23 protein-coding genes and 1 pseudogene are annotated in these 19,688 nt (G+C 70.4%); 5 read left to right on the plus strand and 19 right to left on the minus strand.

Going from position 1 to position 19,688, the window contains the following annotated elements:
• Nucleotides 1-83: 83 nt before the first annotated feature.
• Complete coding sequence (locus tag ACIA73_RS04230) at nucleotides 84-3,062, minus strand: helix-turn-helix transcriptional regulator (protein WP_399436698.1); 2,979 nt, start codon at nucleotides 3,060-3,062, stop codon at nucleotides 84-86.
• 328 nt (nucleotides 3,063-3,390) lie between these two features.
• Here ACIA73_RS04230 and ACIA73_RS04235 point away from each other — a divergent pair, with 328 nt between their 5' ends.
• Complete coding sequence (locus ACIA73_RS04235) at nucleotides 3,391-4,338, plus strand: oxidoreductase (protein WP_399436773.1); 948 nt, start codon at nucleotides 3,391-3,393, stop codon at nucleotides 4,336-4,338.
• Between the two features lie 149 nt (nucleotides 4,339-4,487).
• Here ACIA73_RS04235 and ACIA73_RS04240 read toward each other — a convergent pair whose 3' ends face one another.
• From ACIA73_RS04240 to ACIA73_RS04250, 3 genes are all read right to left on the minus strand, one after another.
• Nucleotides 4,488-5,264: a ferritin-like domain-containing protein gene (locus tag ACIA73_RS04240; protein WP_399436699.1), complete on the minus strand. Its 777-nt coding sequence runs from the start codon at nucleotides 5,262-5,264 to the stop codon at nucleotides 4,488-4,490.
• Entirely contained in the window at nucleotides 5,261-5,950 is a 690-nt protein-coding gene (locus tag ACIA73_RS04245) for a ferritin-like domain-containing protein (RefSeq protein WP_399436700.1), read from the minus strand. Before ACIA73_RS04245 ends, ACIA73_RS04240 begins: the two co-directional genes overlap by 4 nt.
• Before the next feature lie 188 nt (nucleotides 5,951-6,138).
• Nucleotides 6,139-6,558 (minus strand): hypothetical protein, encoded by a 420-nt coding sequence (locus tag ACIA73_RS04250; RefSeq protein ID WP_399436701.1) that lies wholly within the window; start codon nucleotides 6,556-6,558, stop codon nucleotides 6,139-6,141.
• A 281-nt stretch (nucleotides 6,559-6,839) separates the two neighbouring features.
• Here ACIA73_RS04250 and ACIA73_RS04255 point away from each other — a divergent pair, with 281 nt between their 5' ends.
• Entirely contained in the window at nucleotides 6,840-8,444 is a 1,605-nt protein-coding gene (locus ACIA73_RS04255) for a sulfite oxidase (protein ID WP_399436702.1), read from the plus strand.
• A 130-nt stretch (nucleotides 8,445-8,574) separates the two neighbouring features.
• On the plus strand, nucleotides 8,575-9,222 hold the full coding sequence (locus ACIA73_RS04260) for a fasciclin domain-containing protein (protein WP_399436703.1): 648 nt from the start codon (nucleotides 8,575-8,577) through the stop codon (nucleotides 9,220-9,222).
• Nucleotides 9,223-9,398: 176 nt separating this feature from the next.
• On the opposite strand, the gene ACIA73_RS04265 is transcribed toward ACIA73_RS04260, so the two are convergent.
• Together ACIA73_RS04265 and ACIA73_RS04270 are read right to left on the minus strand one after the other, a co-directional pair.
• Nucleotides 9,399-9,695, minus strand: coding sequence for a hypothetical protein (locus ACIA73_RS04265; protein ID WP_399436704.1), 297 nt, complete (start codon nucleotides 9,693-9,695; stop codon nucleotides 9,399-9,401).
• Nucleotides 9,696-9,842: 147 nt separating this feature from the next.
• Nucleotides 9,843-10,478: a TetR/AcrR family transcriptional regulator gene (locus tag ACIA73_RS04270; protein ID WP_399436705.1), complete on the minus strand. Its 636-nt coding sequence runs from the start codon at nucleotides 10,476-10,478 to the stop codon at nucleotides 9,843-9,845.
• Nucleotides 10,479-10,626: 148 nt separating this feature from the next.
• Between ACIA73_RS04270 and ACIA73_RS04275 the strand changes: the two genes are divergently transcribed.
• Entirely contained in the window at nucleotides 10,627-11,385 is a 759-nt protein-coding gene (locus ACIA73_RS04275) for an SDR family NAD(P)-dependent oxidoreductase (protein WP_399436706.1), read from the plus strand.
• Between the two features lie 45 nt (nucleotides 11,386-11,430).
• On the opposite strand, the pseudogene ACIA73_RS04280 reads toward ACIA73_RS04275, so the two are convergent.
• From ACIA73_RS04280 to ACIA73_RS04315, 8 genes and pseudogenes are all read right to left on the minus strand, one after another.
• Nucleotides 11,431-11,697: pseudogene (locus tag ACIA73_RS04280) on the minus strand (Tn3 family transposase); the annotation flags it as partial.
• Between the two features lie 9 nt (nucleotides 11,698-11,706).
• On the minus strand, nucleotides 11,707-11,832 hold the full coding sequence (locus ACIA73_RS04285) for a hypothetical protein (RefSeq protein WP_399436707.1): 126 nt from the start codon (nucleotides 11,830-11,832) through the stop codon (nucleotides 11,707-11,709).
• A 120-nt stretch (nucleotides 11,833-11,952) separates the two neighbouring features.
• Nucleotides 11,953-12,330, minus strand: coding sequence for a MerR family transcriptional regulator (locus ACIA73_RS04290; RefSeq protein WP_399436708.1), 378 nt, complete (start codon nucleotides 12,328-12,330; stop codon nucleotides 11,953-11,955).
• A gap of 431 nt (nucleotides 12,331-12,761) precedes the next feature.
• Nucleotides 12,762-13,145 (minus strand): putative quinol monooxygenase, encoded by a 384-nt coding sequence (locus ACIA73_RS04295; protein WP_399436709.1) that lies wholly within the window; start codon nucleotides 13,143-13,145, stop codon nucleotides 12,762-12,764.
• Between the two features lie 24 nt (nucleotides 13,146-13,169).
• Nucleotides 13,170-13,577 (minus strand): hypothetical protein, encoded by a 408-nt coding sequence (locus tag ACIA73_RS04300; RefSeq protein WP_399436710.1) that lies wholly within the window; start codon nucleotides 13,575-13,577, stop codon nucleotides 13,170-13,172.
• A 24-nt stretch (nucleotides 13,578-13,601) separates the two neighbouring features.
• Entirely contained in the window at nucleotides 13,602-13,922 is a 321-nt protein-coding gene (locus ACIA73_RS04305) for a hypothetical protein (protein WP_399436711.1), read from the minus strand.
• A gap of 63 nt (nucleotides 13,923-13,985) precedes the next feature.
• Nucleotides 13,986-14,504 carry a transposase family protein gene (locus tag ACIA73_RS04310; protein WP_399436712.1) on the minus strand — a complete coding sequence of 173 codons (519 nt, stop codon included), beginning with the start codon at nucleotides 14,502-14,504 and terminating at the stop codon, nucleotides 13,986-13,988.
• Between the two features lie 46 nt (nucleotides 14,505-14,550).
• Entirely contained in the window at nucleotides 14,551-15,051 is a 501-nt protein-coding gene (locus ACIA73_RS04315; RefSeq protein WP_399436713.1) for a GNAT family N-acetyltransferase, read from the minus strand.
• Between the two features lie 109 nt (nucleotides 15,052-15,160).
• Here ACIA73_RS04315 and ACIA73_RS04320 point away from each other — a divergent pair, with 109 nt between their 5' ends.
• Entirely contained in the window at nucleotides 15,161-15,889 is a 729-nt protein-coding gene (locus ACIA73_RS04320) for an ArsR/SmtB family transcription factor (protein ID WP_399436714.1), read from the plus strand.
• Between the two features lie 74 nt (nucleotides 15,890-15,963).
• Here the strand turns inward: ACIA73_RS04320 and ACIA73_RS04325 are convergent, their stop codons facing one another.
• The 5 genes from ACIA73_RS04325 to ACIA73_RS04345 form a co-directional block, all read right to left on the minus strand.
• Nucleotides 15,964-16,902: a GNAT family N-acetyltransferase gene (locus ACIA73_RS04325; protein ID WP_399436715.1), complete on the minus strand. Its 939-nt coding sequence runs from the start codon at nucleotides 16,900-16,902 to the stop codon at nucleotides 15,964-15,966.
• A gap of 676 nt (nucleotides 16,903-17,578) precedes the next feature.
• A complete protein-coding gene (locus tag ACIA73_RS04330; protein ID WP_399436716.1) occupies nucleotides 17,579-18,418 on the minus strand; it encodes an IS3 family transposase in 840 nt (279 codons plus the stop codon).
• Entirely contained in the window at nucleotides 18,408-18,632 is a 225-nt protein-coding gene (locus ACIA73_RS04335) for a hypothetical protein (RefSeq protein WP_399436717.1), read from the minus strand. The genes ACIA73_RS04330 and ACIA73_RS04335 overlap by 11 nt, the downstream gene beginning before the upstream one ends.
• A complete protein-coding gene (locus ACIA73_RS04340; RefSeq protein ID WP_399436718.1) occupies nucleotides 18,607-18,924 on the minus strand; it encodes a transposase in 318 nt (105 codons plus the stop codon). Before ACIA73_RS04340 ends, ACIA73_RS04335 begins: the two co-directional genes overlap by 26 nt.
• 196 nt (nucleotides 18,925-19,120) lie before the next feature.
• On the minus strand, nucleotides 19,121-19,540 hold the full coding sequence (locus ACIA73_RS04345) for a hypothetical protein (protein WP_399436719.1): 420 nt from the start codon (nucleotides 19,538-19,540) through the stop codon (nucleotides 19,121-19,123).
• Between the last annotated feature and the right edge of the window lie 148 nt (nucleotides 19,541-19,688).

The raw sequence follows: 19,688 nt of genomic DNA on the forward strand, positions 1-19,688 counted from the left end.
TCGGGCTCGCTCTCCAGGACGGACCCACAGCCCCGCCCCGCCAGGGCGGCGAATCCGTCCTGTGGTTGCGCAGACACAGGCTCTCAGCCCGACGTGCTGCTCCCGGGCTCGATCAGCCCCTCGCGGTAGGCGATGCCGACGGCCTCGGTACGGCTCGCGGCACCCAGCTTGGCGAGGATGTTCGAGACATGGACGCTCGCCGTCTTGCCGCTGATGTACAGCTCCTCGCCGATCTGACGGTTGGTGAGTCCCCGGCCGAGCAGCCGCAGCACCTCGCTCTCCCGGACGGTCAGGTCGGCGATCCGCTCCCCGGCGGCCGGCGCGTCGGCGAGACGGCAGCGTCGTACCAAGGCGTCGAGCGCTTCCCGCAGGGGTACGGCGCCGAGCCGCACGGCCGTGTCCCGGGCCGCATGTGCCTGCTCGGCCGCCTCGTCGCGGCGGCCGGCGGTGAGCAGGGCCTCCGCGAGCCGCCGTCGGCACCGGGCGAGTTCGTACGGATCGCCGTAGCCGAACGCGGTCACAGCCCGCTCCCAGGCGACGACGTCCGGGCCGGTGGCGGCGCGTACCGCCTCGGCTCGGGCGCGTTCGAGCCAGGCCAGGCCCTCGGGTCCCGGCTCCGTGCCGGCCTTGCCGTGGGCCGCCGTGGTCCGGGCCACCTCCACGAGCTGTTCCGCCATGTCCGTCCAGCGACTGGTACGTGGCGCGTCGCCGGCCGAGCGGGACTCCTCGGCCGCGTCCGCGACGGCCGACAAGGTGAGCGCCGCCAGCCGGACCACCACGTCGGGCATCTCGGAGCCCGAGCCCCCCGCGAGTGCGTCGACAGCGATGTCCATCTGCCGTACACAGTCCTCGGCGTCACCGCGCAGCGCCGCGGCGTCGATGAGCACGACGCTCGCCACGAGCGTGGCCATCCAGTCCGCCGGGCCGTCGAGCAGTGCACGGGAGCCACTGACCGCCACGTCGAACTCGCCGCGCGCCAGAGCGACGTACAGCGCGGGAGCGGTCGCGAACCCGGAAGCGGCCGTGAGGAGGGTGACGTCGTCGGCGGCCGCTCGCGTGCACTCGTCCCAGCGGCCCAGCGTGTACAGCAGCAGGGACTGCAGATAGCGCAACTCCACGGCGTACGGCGAGGAGAGGAGGCCGGTACGGCGGGCGCGGTCGAGTCCGTCGCTGATCCAGGTCAGGCACGGGTCCATCTCGCCGGCCTCGTAGCAACCGAGCGCCAGGTTGTACAGGGCACGCATCTCCACCTGGAGGTTCCCGGCGGTGCGAGCCAGCCCACGGGCTCCGAGGAGCTGCTCCCGCCCCTGCGGAGTACGCCGGTTGTGCACGTGGAGGCCGACCAGCGATATCACCAGATCGGCCTCGGCGTCAGCCAGCCGGAGCTGCTCGGCGATGCCCAGGGCCTGCCGGGCGAGGCGTTCGGCGTCCTCGTCACGGCCCACGTGACGGGCCGCCATGACATGGGTCGCGGCCGCCCACACCCAGGTGCGCGAGGGCGGCTCGGCCGGGATCAGCCCGAGCGCCTCGCTGCTGTACGCGAAAGCGGCCTGCAGATTGTCGATCCGCATCAGGTTGCCCGCGAGGGTGTAGCGCACCCGGGCGGCGAGTTCGGAATCGGCGCCCGAGCCGTCCCGCGCGAGCGCGGAGCGGGTGAGCTGGACCGCACGATGGGGATCCCCGGCGTGTGCGGCGGCTGCCGAGGCACGCAGGGTGAGCGTGACCGGGTCGCTGTGCTCGGGGTGCGCGGACGCGTCCACCACGGCCAGAAGTTCGAGCGCGGTCTCCAGGTGGCGCAGTTCCTCGGCGGGTGCGCGGAGGTGCTGGGCGTGGTCGGCGGCTTCCAGGGAGGCCGCCAGGGCGTCGGCCAGGTCGAGGCTCGCGCGTGAGTGATGGGCCCGCTCCGCCGCGCTGCCGGCCGAACGGCCCTCGCCGGCGAGGAGGGCGGCGAATATTCCGTGCAGTCTGACCCGTTCGCCGGGCAACAGATCCGCGTACACGGCCTCGCGGGTGAGGGCGTGCCGGAAGGAGTACGTCGCGGCGTCGTCGGTCACCAGCAACTGGTGACCGACTGCCTCGCGCAGCGCCGACTCCAGCTCGTCCTGCGGCAGTTGTACGGCGCCCCGCAGCAGCTCGTGCCCGACCCGGCGCCCCGCCACGGCCGCCGTGCGCAGGATCTGCTGGGCGGTCTCGGTCAGCTGCTCGATCCGGATGAGCAGGACGTCGGCCAAACCGCTGGGCATGGCGGCCGAGCCCGCGCCCTCGTCGTCCTCGGGCAGCGCGGCGAGCAACTCCTCGGCGTAGAAGGCGTTTCCCTCGGCGCGGTCGACGATGCGGCGGACCGCGCTCTCGGAAACGGGGCCCGTGCGTTGCGCGTGGACGAGCCGGGCCACGTCCGCGTCGGCCAGCGGGTGAAGTTCGAGCCGGTCCACGGCGGGCAGCCTGACCAGCTCGGCGAGCAGAGGCCGCAGCGGGTGACGGCGGTGCAGGTCGTCCGAGCGGTACGAGGCGAAGACCGCGAGCCGGTGGGGCGGGCCGCCGGGCGCGGGCCGTTGCAGGACACCCCGGCTGAGCAGAAAGCGGAGCAGGTCACGAGAGGACTGGTCCGCCCAGTGGAGGTCCTCGATGACCAGGAGGAGCGGGGTCAGCGTCGTCAGGTCGCCGAGGAGTCCGGCGATGCCCTCGAAGAGCTGCAGACGGTTGCCGGCATCGGGTGCGGGGCCCGCCCCCGCTGCCGTGCCGATCAGGCGCTCCACCGCCGGGTACGCGGCAAAGGCCGGGGCGAGCCGCTCGTCGGCGGCGGCAGCGCCGAGCATCTCCGTGAACGGGAGGTACGGCAGGCCGACGTCCCCGAGGTCCACGCAGTGGCCGGTCAGGACGGTCATGCCGGTGGCGGCGGCGTGCGCCGCCGCCACGGTCAGCGTGCGGGTCTTGCCGACGCCGGCGTCCCCGGCCACCAGGACAGCGCGCGGTTCGCCGGCCGCGGCCCGCTCCAGCACGCCGGTGAGCCGGGTGAGCTCGTCTGCCCGGCCGACGAACGGTGAATCGATTATCTGGGCCACAGGTCCATCCAAGCACGCCCGGTCGGCACCGCTCGCGGGTCCCCGCGCGCCGGAGTGCGAGGACACGTTCCCCGGGACTTGGCGGCGAGGACGCCCGGTGTCCCGCAGCGGGCCGGCCGGTCACCGCAGCGCCCCCACCGGCGAAGCCCTCGTACCCGTGGTCCCACCGGCCGGAATTCCAACGGCGGTTGATCATCGCGCCGCAGGGGCGCCGCCCGGTGCGGACACCGCCCGGCTGCGGAAGCGGTGCATCATCGTGCCGCGGACCGGGCCGTCGACGACGGCTGCGAAGATCGAGGGGACCCGGCCCCTCCACGAACGGCATCCGATGACTTCCTGGACCGCACTCGACATCCCACGCCTGGACGGCACTTCCGCCGTCGTGACCGGGGCGAACAGCGGTATCGGCGCGGCGACCGCGCTGTACCTCGCCCGCGCGGGCGCGCGCACCGTGCTGGCCTGCCGCAGCGTCGAACGGGGCGCGTACATCCTGGAGCGCGTCCGGGCGGTCGCACCCGGCGCGGACGTCCGGCTGGTCCGCCTCGACCTGGCCGACCTCACGTCCGTACGGGAGGCGGCGGAGCGCATCGGCGGCGAAGTCGACGGGCACCTCGACCTCCTCGTCAACAACGCCGGGGTGATGGCCCTCCCGCTGCGGCACACCGCGGACGGTTTCGAGATGCAGTTCGGCACCAACCACCTCGGCCACTTCGCTCTCACCGGGCACCTGGGCGGCCTGCTGGGCGCGGGCCCCTCGCGGGTGGTGACGGTCTCCTCCCTCGGTCACCGCCTCGGCCGGATCGAGCTGGGCGACCTCAACTCCGAGCGCGGTTACGACAAGTGGCGCGCGTACGGCCGCTCCAAGCTCGCCAACCTCCTCTTCACCGCCGAACTCGACCGGCGGGCGCGGGCGGCCGCCCGCCCGCTGACCGCCGTCGCCGCCCACCCGGGGCTGTCCGCCACCGAGCTGGGTCAGGCGGGACCGAGGATGGCGGGCCACACCTGGGCGGCACGGCTGGAGCGGGCCTCCCGTCTGTACACCCAGCCCGCGTCGGCCGGCGCGCTCCCGGTGCTGCGCGCCGCGACCGATCCTTCGGTGACGGGCGGCGAGTACTACGGCCCTGGCAGGCTGGCCGAGACCCGCGGCGCCCCGGCGCCGGCAGCGCGCTCGTCCCGCGCCCGCGACATGGTGACCGCCCTGGCGCTCTGGGAGGCATCGGTGGAACTCACCGGTGTCGACCCGGACCCGGCGGCCTGGGCGGCGCAGGTCTCCTGAGCGGCAACGGTCGGACGCACCGGGCGCCCGGCAGGGATCAGATGTCACCGGGCGCCCGGTGCGGGTCGCACGTCGCCGGGCGCCCGGTGCGGGTCGCACGTCGCCGGGCGCCCGGTGCGGGTCGCACGTCGCCGGGCGCCCGGTGCGCGTCAGACGGTCAGCAGTGCGGGGCTCGCGACCTTGTCCAGGGGCAGGAAGGTGTCCTGCACCGGGTACTCGCCGAGCACGAAGTGCAGGATGGCCGCGTGCTGAGCCTCGACCGGCGCGATGGAGGCGGCGGTCTTGATGCCCGCGGGGCTGGTGACGTGGGTGGTGGCGAAGCTGTAGGTCTGGGCGGCCCCTTCCTCCAGGGAGAGGGCGAGCCGGGCGACGCCCGCGACGCTGTCGACCTTGCCGAGGGCCTTGAGCACGGCGGCCTGGTTGGACAGCGGGACGCCCTTGATCGCGGGCCGTCCGGCGCCGGTCAGGACCGCGTTCCAGGCCTTGGCATGGGCGGCGTGCTGGTTCATCGCGGTCACCGCGAAGGTCGCCACGGCGGGCGGCACCTTGCCGAGCCGGCCGGCCTGGGCGGCCTTCAGCGCGGCCCCGTACGCCATGACGGCCTGATTCTCCAGGGCCACCGCGAGCGCCACGACCAACAGGTCGCCCGTGTAAGGACGGGGCCCGGCCAGGGATGACGACTCGGCCGCGTACGCCGGAACGGAACCGGAACGCCCGGTCAGTGCGACAGCCGCGGCCGCCGCACCGATCCCGACCAGGAACTTCCGGCGCCGCACGTCCGCCGCCCGTACCTCATCGACCAGTTCCCCGGTGCCCGCGTGCAGGGCCGGCAGCGTCGACCTGTGGGCCTCCTCCATGTCGGCGGTCAGCCGCAGCAGGTCGTGCTCGCTGATGTGCAGGTCCTCGTCCTGGCGGCGACTGCTCACTTGACGGCTCCTTCGGTGACCGGGGAGGCGTTCTTGGTCGGGTAGAACGCGTGGGGAAAGGCGACCGAGCCCGCCGCGGCGGGCAGCGCGTCCGCGTCGGTCGGGACAGCGATCAGCTCGGGGCGGCCGGCGTCCAGGAGCGCCTGCACGGCCAGCAGGGTCGCCCGGTGCTGCGCCTCGACGGGGGCGACGCTCGCGAACAGCTTGCGCAGCTGCACATCGCGGACCTCGCCGATGTTCTTCACGTACGTCTGGGTCGCGACGTCCTCCAGCGTGATGGCCAGCGCCACCACGTCGGCCGGGCCCTTGATGCCGGGCAGCGCCTGCTTCACCACGGCCGCGTACTTCGGGTTCACCGAGAGCTGGGCCGCGCAGCCCGCGTTGACGGTGGCGGCGTTGAAGGCACGCGCGTGGGCGGAGTGCTGGCTGATCGTGGTGGCGATGAAGGCCGCGACGGTCCTGTTGCCGTTCTTGATGAACGGCAGCCCGGCAGCGGTCCGGTACACGCTGACGGCCAGGTTCTCCAGCGACGCCGCGGTCTGGAGCGCCCGGATGTCCTTCCGCGAGACCGGCCGGTCCATCCCGGCGAGCGAACCGTGCGTCAGGCGCATGGCGTCGCTGTTCAAGTCCTGCGACTGTTCGCTCAGTTGCTCCAACAGCCGGGTATCGACGCGTTGTACGCCCATCACGCCCCATCTCTTCCTCGCGCCCGCACCGATGCGGACGATCCGAGCGGAGTTCGCGGCGCCGGGCGCGAAGGTTTGGCCGCTGAGCCGGACACCACCCGAACGGCTCCGAGGCCGGCGGCCCTCGACCGTGCCCGATCAGCCGCCGGGGGGAGACAGCGGCGGGCAGGAGCCGCCGCGCTCCTCGGTCAGCGGCATCCGCCCCTGCCCGAAGCCCGACGAAGGGCGGCGGCCCGGGCGCGCCAGTCGCGTCCCGTACGCGGCGCCTGCCGGGCGGCTTCCTGCTCCGCGGCCCCGGCCGCAGGTTCCTCGCCCCCGGCCGCAGGTTCCTCGCCCCCGACGGACGGCGGGCCGGGCCGCTCGCCCGAGGCCGCCAGGGGTGTTTGCAGGACGTCGACGATCTGCTCCAGTACGGCCTGCTTCAGCCATCCGGGGACGCTCTGACCAGGGCCGTCCACCCACCGGGCCCCGGGCGTGGTCAGTCGGCACAGTTCCGCGACGCACGACGCGCAGCCGCGGCTGTGCTCCACCAACTCGGTCCAGACCGCGTGAGGCAACACCTGTAGTGCGTGGGCGCCGACGAAGGGAGGCGTGGCGTCAGGGGACATGGCATCTCCGATGGGGAGGCTGACGAAGCTGACGAAGGGGAGAGAGGCATTGAGGGGCAGGCCGGCCAGGAGGGAGAAGGCGAGGGAGCACGTGTGCCGGGAACTCCGGTCGCACGGAGGAGATTCGCTACGAACGTCGATCCGGATTGCCCTGCCACCACGACTCGCACATACGGCCCAACCGCCCTCCGTGAGCAGGGCCCGCGCGGCGACCGCGCAGAATTTTCCAACGGATCCGAAGAACGGCCCATCCGCGGAGCACTCCGCTCCGAAGTACCCACGTGACCAAGATCCTGAGCAAAGGCGTACGTGTGCCGCTCGCCGCCCTCTCCGGGCTGCTGGCCGGCTTCGCCGCACTGGCGGTCGCCGAGCTGACGGCGGCGCTGGTGCGCCCCGAGGCCGGGCCGGTGATCGCGGTCGGGGGAGCGGCGATCGACCGTACGCCCGTCGCGGTCAAGGACTGGGCGATCCGCCAGTTCGGCACCAACGACAAACTGGTTCTGCAACTGGGCATTCTCGCCGTGCTGGCGCTGTTCTCGATCGTGATCGGTGTGCTGGCACTCCGGTTCCGCCGTACCGGTGCCGCCGGAGTCCTGCTGTTCGGTGTGGTGGGCGCGCTCGCCGCGACCGGCCGTCCCGATTCCACCGGTCCGGCCGACGCCCTGCCGTCAGTGGTGGGGGCCCTCTGCGCGGCAGGCCTCCTGTACTACCTGAGCGGACGGCTCGCCCGACCGGCGCTCACGTCCGCTCCTGCGGAAGGTGACACGCGGGGCGACACCGTCGGCGAGCCGGTCGGCTGGGACCGCCGCGGGTTCGTGATCGCGGCCGGTGCCGCCGCCGTCGCCTCGGCGGGGGCGGGGTTTCTGGGACGCTCGCTCAACGCCTCCCAGGGAGCAGGAGCCGCCGCTTCGAGGTCAAAGGTGGCCCTGCCCCGCCCGGTCTCGAAGGCCCGCCCGATCCCCGCGGGCGCTGCCCTGCACACCCCCGGGATCAGCCCTTTCGTCACGCCCAACCAGGACTTCTACCGGGTCGACACCGCACTGGTGGTGCCGAAGGTCGACGCCACCGCATGGAAGCTGACGATCCACGGCAAGGGTGTCGCCCGGCCCCTCACTCTCACCTATCAGGACCTGCTGGACCGCCCCCTGGTGGAACGTCACATCACCTTGACCTGTGTGTCCAACGAGGTCGGCGGCCCGTACGCGGGCAACGCCCGGTGGATCGGCGTCCCCCTGGCCGCACTCCTCAAGGAGGCCGGTGTGAAGCCGCCCTCGCGCGGTGGCCCCGCCGATCAGCTGGTGGCCCGTTCGGTGGACGGCATGACGATCGGCAGCCCGGTCGAGGACCTCATGGACGGCCGCGACGCACTGCTGGCCGTCGGCATGAACGGTGAGCCGCTGCCCTTCGACCACGGGTTCCCGGTACGGATGGTGGTGCCCGGCCTGTACGGCTACGTCTCGGCGTGCAAGTGGATCCAGGACATCGAGCTGACCACCTTCGCCGACTACGACCCGTACTGGGTGAAGCGCTCCTGGTCGCAACGCGCGCCCATCAAGACCCAGTCCCGCATCGACACCCCCAAACCGTTCGCCACACCGAAGGCCGGCACGGTGACGGTCGCCGGGGTGGCCTGGGCGCAGCACCGCGGGATCGACAAGGTCGAGGTACGTGTCGACGAGGGGCCGTGGCAGCGCGCCGACCTCGCGGCCGAGGACACCACGGACACCTGGCGCCAGTGGTCGCTCCCCTGGAAGGCCACTCCCGGCGGTCACACCCTCACCGTCCGGGCCACCGACCGCACCGGCGCCACCCAGACCGAGGAGCGTGTTGGGACCGTCCCCAACGGGGCGACCGGCTGGCACTCCGTGGTGCTGACCGTCCAGTGAGAGAAGCCTTCGTGCACCTCAACCTTCGGCTTTCGCCCATCAGGCCGCCCCCGCACCGGTCTCCCCTCCCACCGATGCACCCGAACCCCCACAGCAACACAACCCTCACACCCATACAGGAGCAGCCATCATGAATGCCCGTCGTTTCCGTCGTGCCGCCGTCGCCGTGTCCGTCGCCGCCGTCCTCCCCTTCGCGCTGACCGCCTGCGGCGACATGGACAAGGACAAGAAGGACACCGGGTCCTCGTCCGCCGCGTCCGAGCCCGCCGCCCCGTCGTCGGCCGCCGCCGACGCCGCGATGACGGACAAGCCGTTCGGCCCGGGTTGTGCCGGGGTGCCGAAGGAAGGCGCGGGCAGCTTCGACGGCATGGCCAAGGACCCGGTGGCCACCGCCGCGTCGAACAACCCGGCCCTGTCCACCCTGGTCACCGCCGTCAAGAAGGCCGGCCTGGTCGACACCCTCAACAACGCCAAGGACATCACCGTCTTCGCCCCGACCAACGAGGCCTTCGCCAAGATCCCGAAGGCCGACCTCGACAAGGTCCTCGCCGACAAGGCGATGCTCACCAAGGTCCTCACCTACCACGTGGTGGGCCAGAAGCTGGCACCCAAGCAGTTGGAGAGCGGCACCTACCCGACGCTGGAGAAGTCCACCCTCACTACCGCCGGATCGGGCGAGTCCTACAAGGTCAACGACTCGTCCTCGGTGGTCTGCGGCAACGTCCCCACCGCCAACGCCACCGTTTACATCGTCGACACCGTCCTCATGCCGAAGTAGTTCCGGCAGGCCGTCCAGAGGGCCGACTCCCGATCCGCATGCGGAAGTCCGTGTGCGGAGGTCCGCACACGGACGAGAGTTCGCCGGTACGAAGAGGGGGCGGGCGTCGTCGGTCGTCCGCCCCCGTGCCTGCCGCGCTTACCGGCACGCCGTGACGTCGTGCGCGCGCGAGCGGGTCAGAGCAGCCGGATACCGAGTCCGAGGCCGAGTCCTACGCCGATGCCGCCGCCGTAGTAGTAGCTGTCGTCCCACCGGCCGTCGTGGTGGTACCAGCGGTCGCCCTGAACGGCGGTGTGCACGCTCGCGGCCGGTGTCGCCGCGCTCGCCGCGCCCGCTGTGGGAACGATGACGGCGGCAGCGCACGCGGCTGCCAGGACACTTTTCGCGAGGATCTTCCGCGTGGTGAGCTCCTGTACGCGATCCCGGGACCCCGATTCCTCCTCCACGCAAGACCTCTTGGGGGCCCGCTGCATGTGGATCACCTGCCGCCCGGACGCGATCGGCTCGGTGGGAGGTTTTCGGTCCTCGGCAGCACCGTCCCACAGCTACGGCCCGCACGGTCGCGGCTCCGCCGGCCCCCTTCAGTGCTGGGGCGGCGGCGTACGAATTCCAGCCTCGGATCAGGCTGGTCGATCGGAGGCGTAGCGGGCGAGCGTGGTCTCTACCGCCTGCTCGACGGCGTAGCGGATGTCGGAGGGAGCGGGGTTCCAGTCGGTCAGTAGCATGCGGGGCCACAGGACGTAGTTGGCGATCATCCCGAGGAACTGGTTGGCCGCGCTCTCGGCGTCCGGAACGTCGGCGTTACCGGCCTCGTGTTCCGACTCCAGGTAGTACTGGACCGAGGTGAAGTAGGGCAGCTTGCCGAGCTGGAACTGCATCCGCCCCAGTTCGGGGAAGCGGGGCAGCTCGGCGATGACGATGCGGAACAGGGCTGTCATAGCGGGCCGCCCGATCAGGTCGGCGTAGCGGTGACCGATGGAGGTCAGGCCGGAACGCAGGTCCCCGGCCTGAGGTCGCGCGACGGCGCCTGTGGCATCACGCTGCCAGGACTCGGTGACGATGGCCTCGAAGAGGGCTGCCTTGGTGGGGAACTGCTTGAACAGGGTGGACTTCGAGACTGCCGCCCCTTCGGCAATGCGGGCGAGGGACGTGCCGTCATAACCGTGGTTCAGGAAGAGGCCCGTGGCCGCGGAGATGATCGCCTCACGCTTTTGCTGGGCGAGACGGCGGTGATGTGCGGAGAGCTCTGCTGCCATGCGTGCAGTATGCCCCAGATCCGAGGCGAGTCACTTGACTCGCCTCTTTTGGCGTGCCTACGCTGCACATGGAAAGGCGAGTCGAGCGACTCGCCTCTAGTGGTGGTGCCCGATGTCTCTCCGGTGCCGTGTGATGAGGGAGTAGCTGATGACAGCCGACAGGATCGCTTTGGTGACCGGTGCGAACCGTGGTCTGGGCCGGAGTACGGCTATTGCGCTGGCGGCGCGCGGGGCGCGGGTCGTGGTCACTCATCGCGATGATGCGGCCGGGGCCGAGGAGACGGCGCAGCACGTGCACGCTGCGGGTGGGACTGCCGCTGTCGTGCGTCTCGATATCAGCGACATATCCTCCTTCGGAGCCTTCACCGTCGAGGTGAGCGCACTGCTGGAGCGCTGGGGGGCTTCGCGGCTCGATATCGTGGTCAACAACGCGGGGGTTGGTGTCTTCGGTCCGCTGGAAGCTGTCACGGCCGACGACTTCGACACGGTGTTCGGCACGAACGTGCGGGGCACGTTCTTCCTCATCCAGTCGCTTGTGCCGATGCTGGCGCCGGGCGCCCGGGTCATCAACGTCTCGTCGTCATTGACTCGCCACACCAGTCCCGCGACCTCGGTCTACTCCGCCTCGAAGGCCGCCGTCGAGGCTCTGAGCCGCACTCTGGCCGCAGAACTCGGCCCCCGGGGTATCCGGGTCAACTCCATTGCCCCGGGGCCGACCGCCACCGACTTCAACGGCGGTGCCATGCGGGATGACGCCGGTGTGCGCCAGGGGCTGGCCGGGCAGACCGCGCTCGGCCGCGTCGGCGAACCCGAGGAGATCGGCGACGCCATCGCCACGCTGGCGTCCGAGGGCCTGCGGTGGATGACCGCCCAGCGCATCGAGGTCTCCGGCGGCGCCCTCCTCTGACCGACCGGGCGAGCCTGTCCCGGACCACAAGCAACGGCGCCGGATTCATTCCGCGCCGGTCTCGTCTTCATCCAACTCGGTCGCCTCCGGGTGGCGCAGCGGGCGCAGGGCGCCGGCGGCCGGGACACTGACGGTGAAGCTCTAGCGGCCGAGCAGGTTCAGGTTGCGGTGCTTGAGCGGGGAGAGCCGGGCGATGTCCTCGTCCCGGATCTCGTGGCCGTCGGCGCGAAGTTGGGCGACGGCGGCGTCGATGTACTTCGTCGTCCACAGCACGATGAGGTTGAGGACCCGCCCGAGCGCGCCGAGCTGGTCTTATCCGAACTAGCCCAACTCACCCGCCAGTTGGTGTTCCAGCCCTTCTCCGCCACGGAAAGTAGTGGTGGAGAAGTAGGGGAGCTGGATGCCGTCGGGCGTGTCGCGGGCCTCGGTGAGGTGTTGGCTACGCAAGTGAGTGTGGAAGTCGTTTCTCGATGGTTCTGCCGCCGGCACCCTGCTGGTGTCTCTCGACGCTAACCCTGACGTTGACGTCAAGGGCAAATCGTTGGCCCGCAGAGCCGCAGTAAGCAATTAAACGGAGGGGGGTGCGGGGGGCTCACAGCCCGGGTGCGGATCCGCCGCGGTGGTAATCAGTGCGTCGAGCCGGTCTCTGGTGTTCATGAGGTCCCGCACCTGGGCATCAATGCGATCGCGCTCGACCACGAGGCGGTCGGCCACGGAGTCCGCTGTGACGCCGGCGGCCGAGCCGGGGAACAGGTCTACGATCGTCCTGCTGTTCAGGCCCGCGCGATAGAGGGCCTGGATCCAGCGCACCCGCTCGACCATGTGCTCGGAATAGTGTCGTTGCCCGCTCGGACTGCGCTCCGGGACGATCAGCCGCTGTTCTTCGTAGTAGCGAAGCGCCCGGGAAGTGACCCCTGTGGCCTTGGCCAGCTCACCGATACGCATCACTGCACGACCTCCCGCTTGCTTGTCACAGCTGTCGGCAGCGCGTTCCGCACCACCCTTGACGTCAATGGCAAGGGTAGATCGGTCGATGACCGTCCATCGAGAGCTGGAAGTCCCTCCGTGGCTGCCGGATGACGGACGAGGGACCCCTACGCCATGCCCTCCGCGTGATCGTCACGGTGAACGAGATGTGGCGTCTGGGACGCGCCGCAAAGCTGACAGCCCGGCTGATCACCTCACCGCCCGCGGCTCGACGGTGGAGATGCTCGCCGGTCCCGTCCAGGGAAACGGCTTCAGCGGGCCGGGACGTCGCGGCCCGCAAGGAGGAACCACGACGGTCGGCCCCCGGTCGTCACCGACGCTGCACACCGCGCTCCGCCGCCGCGCAAGCAGCAAGGCCGCCGAGGCTGTTTCGCCCAGCTGTGACGGCGCTACGCGGCGATCGGCTTCATCCAGCGAGACACGCCCTCTCCATCGCTCAGTTCCGCAACGGCAGCGAAGTACTTGTGCATGAAGGGTTGGGAGACGTGCGCGAGCAGGTCCGAGCCGGTGGACCAGCGCTCGTAGAACGTGAAGGCACAGGCATCGCCTTCAGTCGCGCCGACGGTGTACTCCTCGCAGCCGGTCTCCTCACGAATGAGGCCGATGACCGCGCGGATCTCCCGCAGGAAGTCTTCCAGCCGTTCCTTCTTCACTCGCGAGTACCCGTAGAAGGCGACCGGCGTGGTCGAGGTGAGAATCGAATGGGGAATGGGCCCCTCGGAAGCATCGACAGTGGCTTCGGGGGTGGCGCGGCGGGAGTCGTTGGTGGTCATGAAATTCTCCTCAGTCGGCTGTGCTCAGTCCGTCAGACGGCGTACGGCCACGCTAAAACTTGACGTTGGCGTCAAGGGCAAATCGAGTGCCACGGCACGTAGCAGGAGAGGCGGTGTAGTGATGGGGTCTGCCGCAGGATCGGGTGACATCTTGACCTGGCATGCCCTGACGGTGACGTTGTCCGCGTACGAGCGCGCCCACTGCACCGTGAAGTCGAGCGTCCGCCGTACCGCCCGGCCCGGGGCGATCTCCTGCAGCACGTCCGCGAGGGCCTCCTCCTGGCCGTAGTCGTGGAAGCACTCGTACGCCCCGTCCAACGCCAGCAACAGCCGGCCACCTCCCCCGTCGGGCAGCGTGGCCTGCCCGATCGCCGGGGCCTCGATGATGCCGGTGAGGTGGGAGTACACGACGTGCCGCCAGTCGTCCGGCACGGTCCGCCGCCCGGCGTCCAGGGCCTACTGGCGCAGGTTGTGATCCCGCGTCAGCAGCACCGGCGCCCCACCACCCGCAGGCTGGTGGCAGGCCCGCGCGTCGCCGCACCAGGCGACCGTGACCGGCTTGCCCGGCACGACGACGGCCAGGACCGCGACCGCCCCCACCTCTGCGGCACCCGGCCGCCGCGCCCCGACCGCGCACACCGCGGACACGGCACGCAGCGCCCCGTACGCCTCGCCGTGCTCGATCCCGTCCCCGGCAAGGAAGTAGGCGTTTTCCCGCGTCCACTCCCGCACCAGCAGGGTGTCGCCGATCCCGTCCAGCAGGGCGTACGCCCGCACCCCGCACCGCGTCCGTACGGCAAGTCGCGTCGCACGGGAACCCGTGCCCGACCTTCGGCCGTGCTACCTGGCCCGAGCACCGGGGCGACGACGGCCGTGTAGGCATTTGCCGTCCACGGCGAAGGCCGTCCGACGTGGTTGCGGCTGGTCCGTCTCGTACTGGACGGTGCGGTGGACGCGGCGCTGTTCGCGCTCTACGGTCCCGCCCGGGGCTGTTGCGGATATCGGGCGGGCCTGGAGCCTGGTGAAACCGGCGGCGGTGAGTATCGCGGGGTCGACGCGGGCACATACGTCCCGCAAAGTGCCCTCGCCCGGGGCCTTGAACCGGCCGGTAAAGGGGTCGAAGGGGCAGCCCAGCCGGGCCAGGACATCCTGGTCACAGCGGCGTACCCACTCGGCAATGGCGGTCAGGGAGTTGTGTCCGGCGCTGGTGAGTGCACATACGCCGACCGCGAGCAGCGTTGCCAGCCGGAACCGCACCCCACGCGGACTCCTCGGATCTGGCACCTGGGCCAGTGCGTCGAGCAGACCGGACGGCACCACCACCTCGGGCCGTGACGCTCCCAACGCGGCCTGTGGCAAGTGCGGAGCGGACGGATCCGATGATGGTGCAACGAGCACGGCGACCTTACCGGAACCGGGTTGGTTCACCGGTCGGTGCCGTGAGTTCCTTGGTCATGAAGACGCGGCTGGTGCCTGGCGGATCGCAGGGGACCTCTCCGAGCCGCTTCCACCCGTGGTTCTGGTAAAAGCCGGGAGCCTGGAAGGTGATCGTGTAGAGCACGGCCGTGCGGCAGCCACGGGTACGAGCCTCGTCCTCGGCCTGCCGGAGGATCTCTGTTCCCAGCCCGCTGCCACGCAGTCGGGGCGGCAGGTAGAAGAGGTCGAGGAAGAACAGCCCGAGCGAGGTACGCCCGGTCAGTCCGCCGACCACCTGATGCGTTTCGGGATCACGGACCAGGACAGCCAGAGGTCTGCGGTCGGCGATTCCCGTGTGTTCGACGTTGAAGCGGTCCAGCGCGCCGGAGATTGCCGCGACGTCCTCCGATAGAGGGGAGTCGGTGAGCACCCACTCCGTCTGCGGTTTGGGCTGGCGGGAGGCGGTGACGGCAGTGTCGGACGCGGTCATGGTTGCTCCAGTACGTGAGCGGATGCGGGTGCAGCGCCGGTGAGCCCGGCGCACGAGCCGACGGTAGGGCCCGGACGCTTCGACGGACGTCGAAGGGACGTCGGCGACAATGGGCACCGTGGACATTCAGCGCGCGGACCAGGACGTGGGCGTGGACCTGGCGGGCGTGGCGAAACTGCTGGCCGACAACACCCGGGCCGCCTTCTGCCTCGCACTGCTCGACGGCCGGGCGTGGACGGCGAACGAGCTCGCGCGCCATGCCGGAGTCGCACCGTCCACCGCGACCTCGCACCTGAACCTGCTGGTAAACGGCGAACTCCTCGTCGAGGAGCGGCACGGACGCCACCGCTACGTACGGGTGGCCGACCGCAGAGTGGTCGAACTGATCGAGAGCCTTGCCGCGCTGGCCCCGAAGCACAGCGCCCCACCTCGCTCGCTGGCGGCCTCCGGCCGGCAGCAGGCACTGGCCCGCGCCCGGCTGTGCTACGACCACCTGGCCGGAACCACCGCGCTGGCCATCACCGACGCAATGGTCCAACGCGGACTCCTGGAGTGGGGGCCCGAGCCGGGCCTGACCGGCAAGGGCGCCCTCTGGCTTGCCGAGGTCGGCATCACGGTGCCCGCCGGCTCACGACGGCCACCGGTGCGCGCCTGCCTCGACTGGACCGAGCGCCGTCCCCACCTGGCCGGCGCGGTGGGCGCCGCCCTGTCCGCCCACGCGCTCGCCACCGGGTGGATGACACGCATCGGCACCACCCGCGCCCTCCTCGTGACACCCGCCGGCCGCCGGGCACTGCACGACCACCTCGGCCTGCCACCAGCTGAACTCTGCCCCTGAACCGGACCTGACCCGGCCACACCGACGACGCGTGATCAAGCCGGGCGAACAGGACTCTCCCCGGGGCCCTGACGTCATGCGGCCCCCGAAGCCTCCAGAACCATACGGATCTCCCTCACCTTGTAGTTGGCGCGGTCGAAGGCGGCGGCCATCGGGATGTTCGTAGTGTCCGTGGTCGCGGTGATGCGCTCGGCGCGTTCGGTCGCGTGGAAGCGGGTGATCTCGGCGAGGATCTCGTCGATCAGTCCCTTGCCGCGCTGTTCGGGTACGACACCGAGATACCCGACGTTGCGGTTGTATGGGGTCGCTGACGGGACGGCCAGGCCGGCGAGAGTGCCGTCGGGCAGCTCCGCAAGCCTCCACCAGGAGCGCTCACCCGGGCAGTCGAGGTAGAACTTCATGTCCTCCTCGGCCAGCTGCCTGGCGCTCTTTGTGCGCAGCTCGTCACGGGTGGCCTGGTCGAGGCTGTCGCCCGACACCCGGACGAAGGCCTCCAGGAACTCCTCGTCGCTGCCCTCGCGGAACGTCAGCCGACCGCCGGCCTCGGGCAGTCCCGCCGCCGGAGTCCACTCGTAGCGCAGGCGCTGAATCTCCCGGCTCAGCCCTGTACGCAGGCCCGCCTCGCGACGCCAGGCCACCGCCTCGCTCAGTTCCGGTCGGATGCTCCAGTCCGCTGGGAGGGAGAGGTTGTACAGCGGCCGCGTGCCGAAGGCGGCATGCCCGGCGTCAAGGAGCCTGGTGGCGACGGCGACCGGATCGGCAACGGTGGAACGGACCTGGAGGCAATCGAGCGCTATGGGGCGCTCGCTGTCGGCACGGCCCCACCACAGCGCACGGGCAAGGACGTACCCGTTCTCGTCCTCGGCAAGCCAGACCCATTCCGGGCGGAACTGGTTGGCACCGAGCTCCTCGCGGATCCTCTCAGCGGTAAGGGCGGTGATGGGACCGTCGGCCGGGTACGCGGCGGCCCGGTCCAGGGCGGTGGAGTCCGCAGTAGCGGGAAAGATTCGCATTCGGCACATGATCACGAATGGAAAATGGCAGAGCAATGCATTTCTTGCTGGCGGCCGCTTACTGTCGCGGACAGCATCGCGGCGAAGACGGCTCCCGATGTACTGCGCTCGTCACCCCCAGGGATGCCGCCAACGCGAGCAGCTGCTCGTCCGCGCCCGTGCGCACCCAGCCTTCGCCCCGGGCCTCCCCGGTGCCCTGCCCCATCCGCGCCGCCCAGCAGGCGGGTTGGGACGTCTGCCTGATCCTCACCCCGTCCGCGTACCGGTGGGCGAAGGAGGACTTCGAGAGGGCATCGAGGCCCTGGAGAAGCGCACCGGGCACCCTGTCCGCTACCAGTACTGCCGTCGCAGCCGGACGTCCTGCCGCCCCTGGAAGCCCTTCTCGTGGCGGTGAGCAGACCCAGGGCGAGGGTGTCCGAGGTGCCGGCCGCCCACTTGTTGAGCGTGTTGCTGGTCAGCGGGGGTGCCGCCCTTGCGCGGCGTTCCAGTGCGGCAGGGCATTGATCGGCAGGTCTAGGCTGATGCCCACGCGCTCGGTTGGAGCTGGCTGTCAGTAGCCCGCTGATTCCCTCATCCGGCGACGGACCTCGTCACCGAAGAACACCGGAGCCTTCGCGTCCGGATAAGGGTGGGAGTGGTGGTATGAAGTTTCCCCGTGATCCTGGACACTTGATCGTTACGCCGCGAGGGCGTGCTGATGTCGCTGCCGGGTCTCGGCTGGTGTGAGGTGGCCGAAGACCTTCTGTTTGCGCAGGTGGCGGCGGTTGTAGAAGGTCTCGATGAAGGCGAAGACCTCGGCTCGGGCGGTTGCCCGGTCGGGCCAAAGACGGGTGCCGATCTCTTCTGTGAGCAGAGCCCAGAAACTCTCCGCGGTGGCGTTGTCGAAGCATGACCCGGTGCGTCCGCAGCTTTGCCGGATCTCCAACTGGCCTATCGCGAGGCGGAATTCGGCTGAGAGCCTGTGTCTAAACCCCGGCCGGGCGCCCGCCGCCTGGCACGCACGCTCGCGGCGTTGCCGAAATGCCCTAGTAGCTCCGCTACGAGGACCTTCCAGCGCCTTGCGATCGCACGCACCAGACGACGTTCGCTGATCCGACCGGGGTTTAGACACAGGCTCTGATGTGTAGTCGCTGCCGCGATCCGAGTGTGCAATGCACCCCGGCGCAAGGGCGGCCCTGCCGTGGGCCATTTTCAGCGCGTCGACGACCAGACTCGCGCGGTGGTGATCGGCCATTGCGTAGCCGACAACCTCGCGGGTGGCCAGATCCAGCCAGCAGGCGAGGTAGAGCCAGCCCTCGGTCGTCGGGAGATAGGTGATGTCACCGACCAACTTCGTGCCGGGAGCATCCGCTTGGAAGTCGCGGCCGATCAGGTCCGGCGCCGGGCGGGCCTTCTTGTCCGGCCTCGTCAGCGAACGCCGGTGGCGGCGATGGGCGCCCTGTATGCCGTTCTCGCGCATGATCCGCTCGACACGTTTGCGGTTGATCCGCCGTCCCAGCCGGGCACTATTCGGCATGGATGCGCGGAACTCCGTAGGTCTTGCGTGAAGCGATGTGCAGAACGGCGATTTCGTGGGCGAGGGCGGCGTCGGCCGCCTTCCGTGCGGCGCGGGCCTTTGCTGCAGAGCGCCAGGCGTAGAAAGAGGAGCGGGCGACGTTCAGCGACCGGCACAGGAAAGTAACATCGTGGGTGGTGTTCTCCGCCTCAATGAACGCGTACATCTCGTTCATCGATCGCTCTCCTTCGCGAAGAAGGCCGCGGCTTTCGCAGCACCTCGATCGTCTTGGCCTGCTCTGCCGCGAGTTTGCGCAGCTCCTTGAGCTCCTCGCTCGAAAGCCCGCCGGGCCGGCCCGTACCTCGATCGGCGCGGGCTTGCTTGTACCAGCCCCGCAGTGACTCGGGGCTCACCCCGAGATCCCGCACGACCTCGGTGACCGTGCGGCCCGTAGAGTCGACGAGTGCGATCGCGTCCCGCTCGAACTCCTCGGTGTACCGCTTGTTGCGGTTGTTCTTGCTTCCCACCTGGCACTACTTCCTCTGGAACCTCATGTCCCAGTCTCCAGGTGTCCACGATCAAGTGGAAGCTTCAAGCAGACCCCCTTGATGCGCTTGCGTACCGGGTGCGGGCCGGCTGCGCCTGGAGGCTGTTGCCGCACGACTTTTTGTTCTTTCTGCGGAATACGAGTGCGTCAAGTCCCTGGGGGTATCGCTGGGGCTGTCACAAGGCGATCGCACGGTAGCTCAGCGCCGAATCAACGATCGCTTGAGCGGAGGCATCCCGTAGTTCGGCTGGAGGGTGGAAGATCAGAGAAGCCGCTTGCGGATGGGCCACGTTGACTTCGAAAGGCCGCAGGTAGTAGTCGGCCTCGGGGGCATTGGCGAGGACTCTGCGGACGATTTCGGCGAGTTCGTCGCGAGTGATGTCGGGCACCTTCGGCCATGCTGGCCGGGCGGCTTCACGGGCGAAGTCTTGCAGGTCGCGCCACCCGTAGTACTCGGTGAAGTCGATGGAGGCGTACTCGTGTCCGGCTCTTCCATTGAAGGCCGCGACGGCGTCGTCTGCCGGTTCGCCGCGAGCAATTAGGTCTGCGATCCGCTCGATCTCGCTGCAGATCTCCTCAAGGTGTTGTTGCTCCACCGGTGGGGGAAGCAGCTCCGAGCGTAGGGGGGGGGGGGGGGGGGGGGGGGGGGGGGGGGGGGGGCGGGGGGGGGGGTGGTGTGGGGGGGGGGGGGGGGGGGGGGGGGGGGGGGGGGGGGGGCGCCGGGGGGGGCGGCCCCCCCGCGGC

It is taken from the genome of Streptomyces sp. NPDC051561 (assembly GCF_044454195.1).
GTDB lineage: Bacteria > Actinomycetota > Actinomycetes > Streptomycetales > Streptomycetaceae > Streptomyces.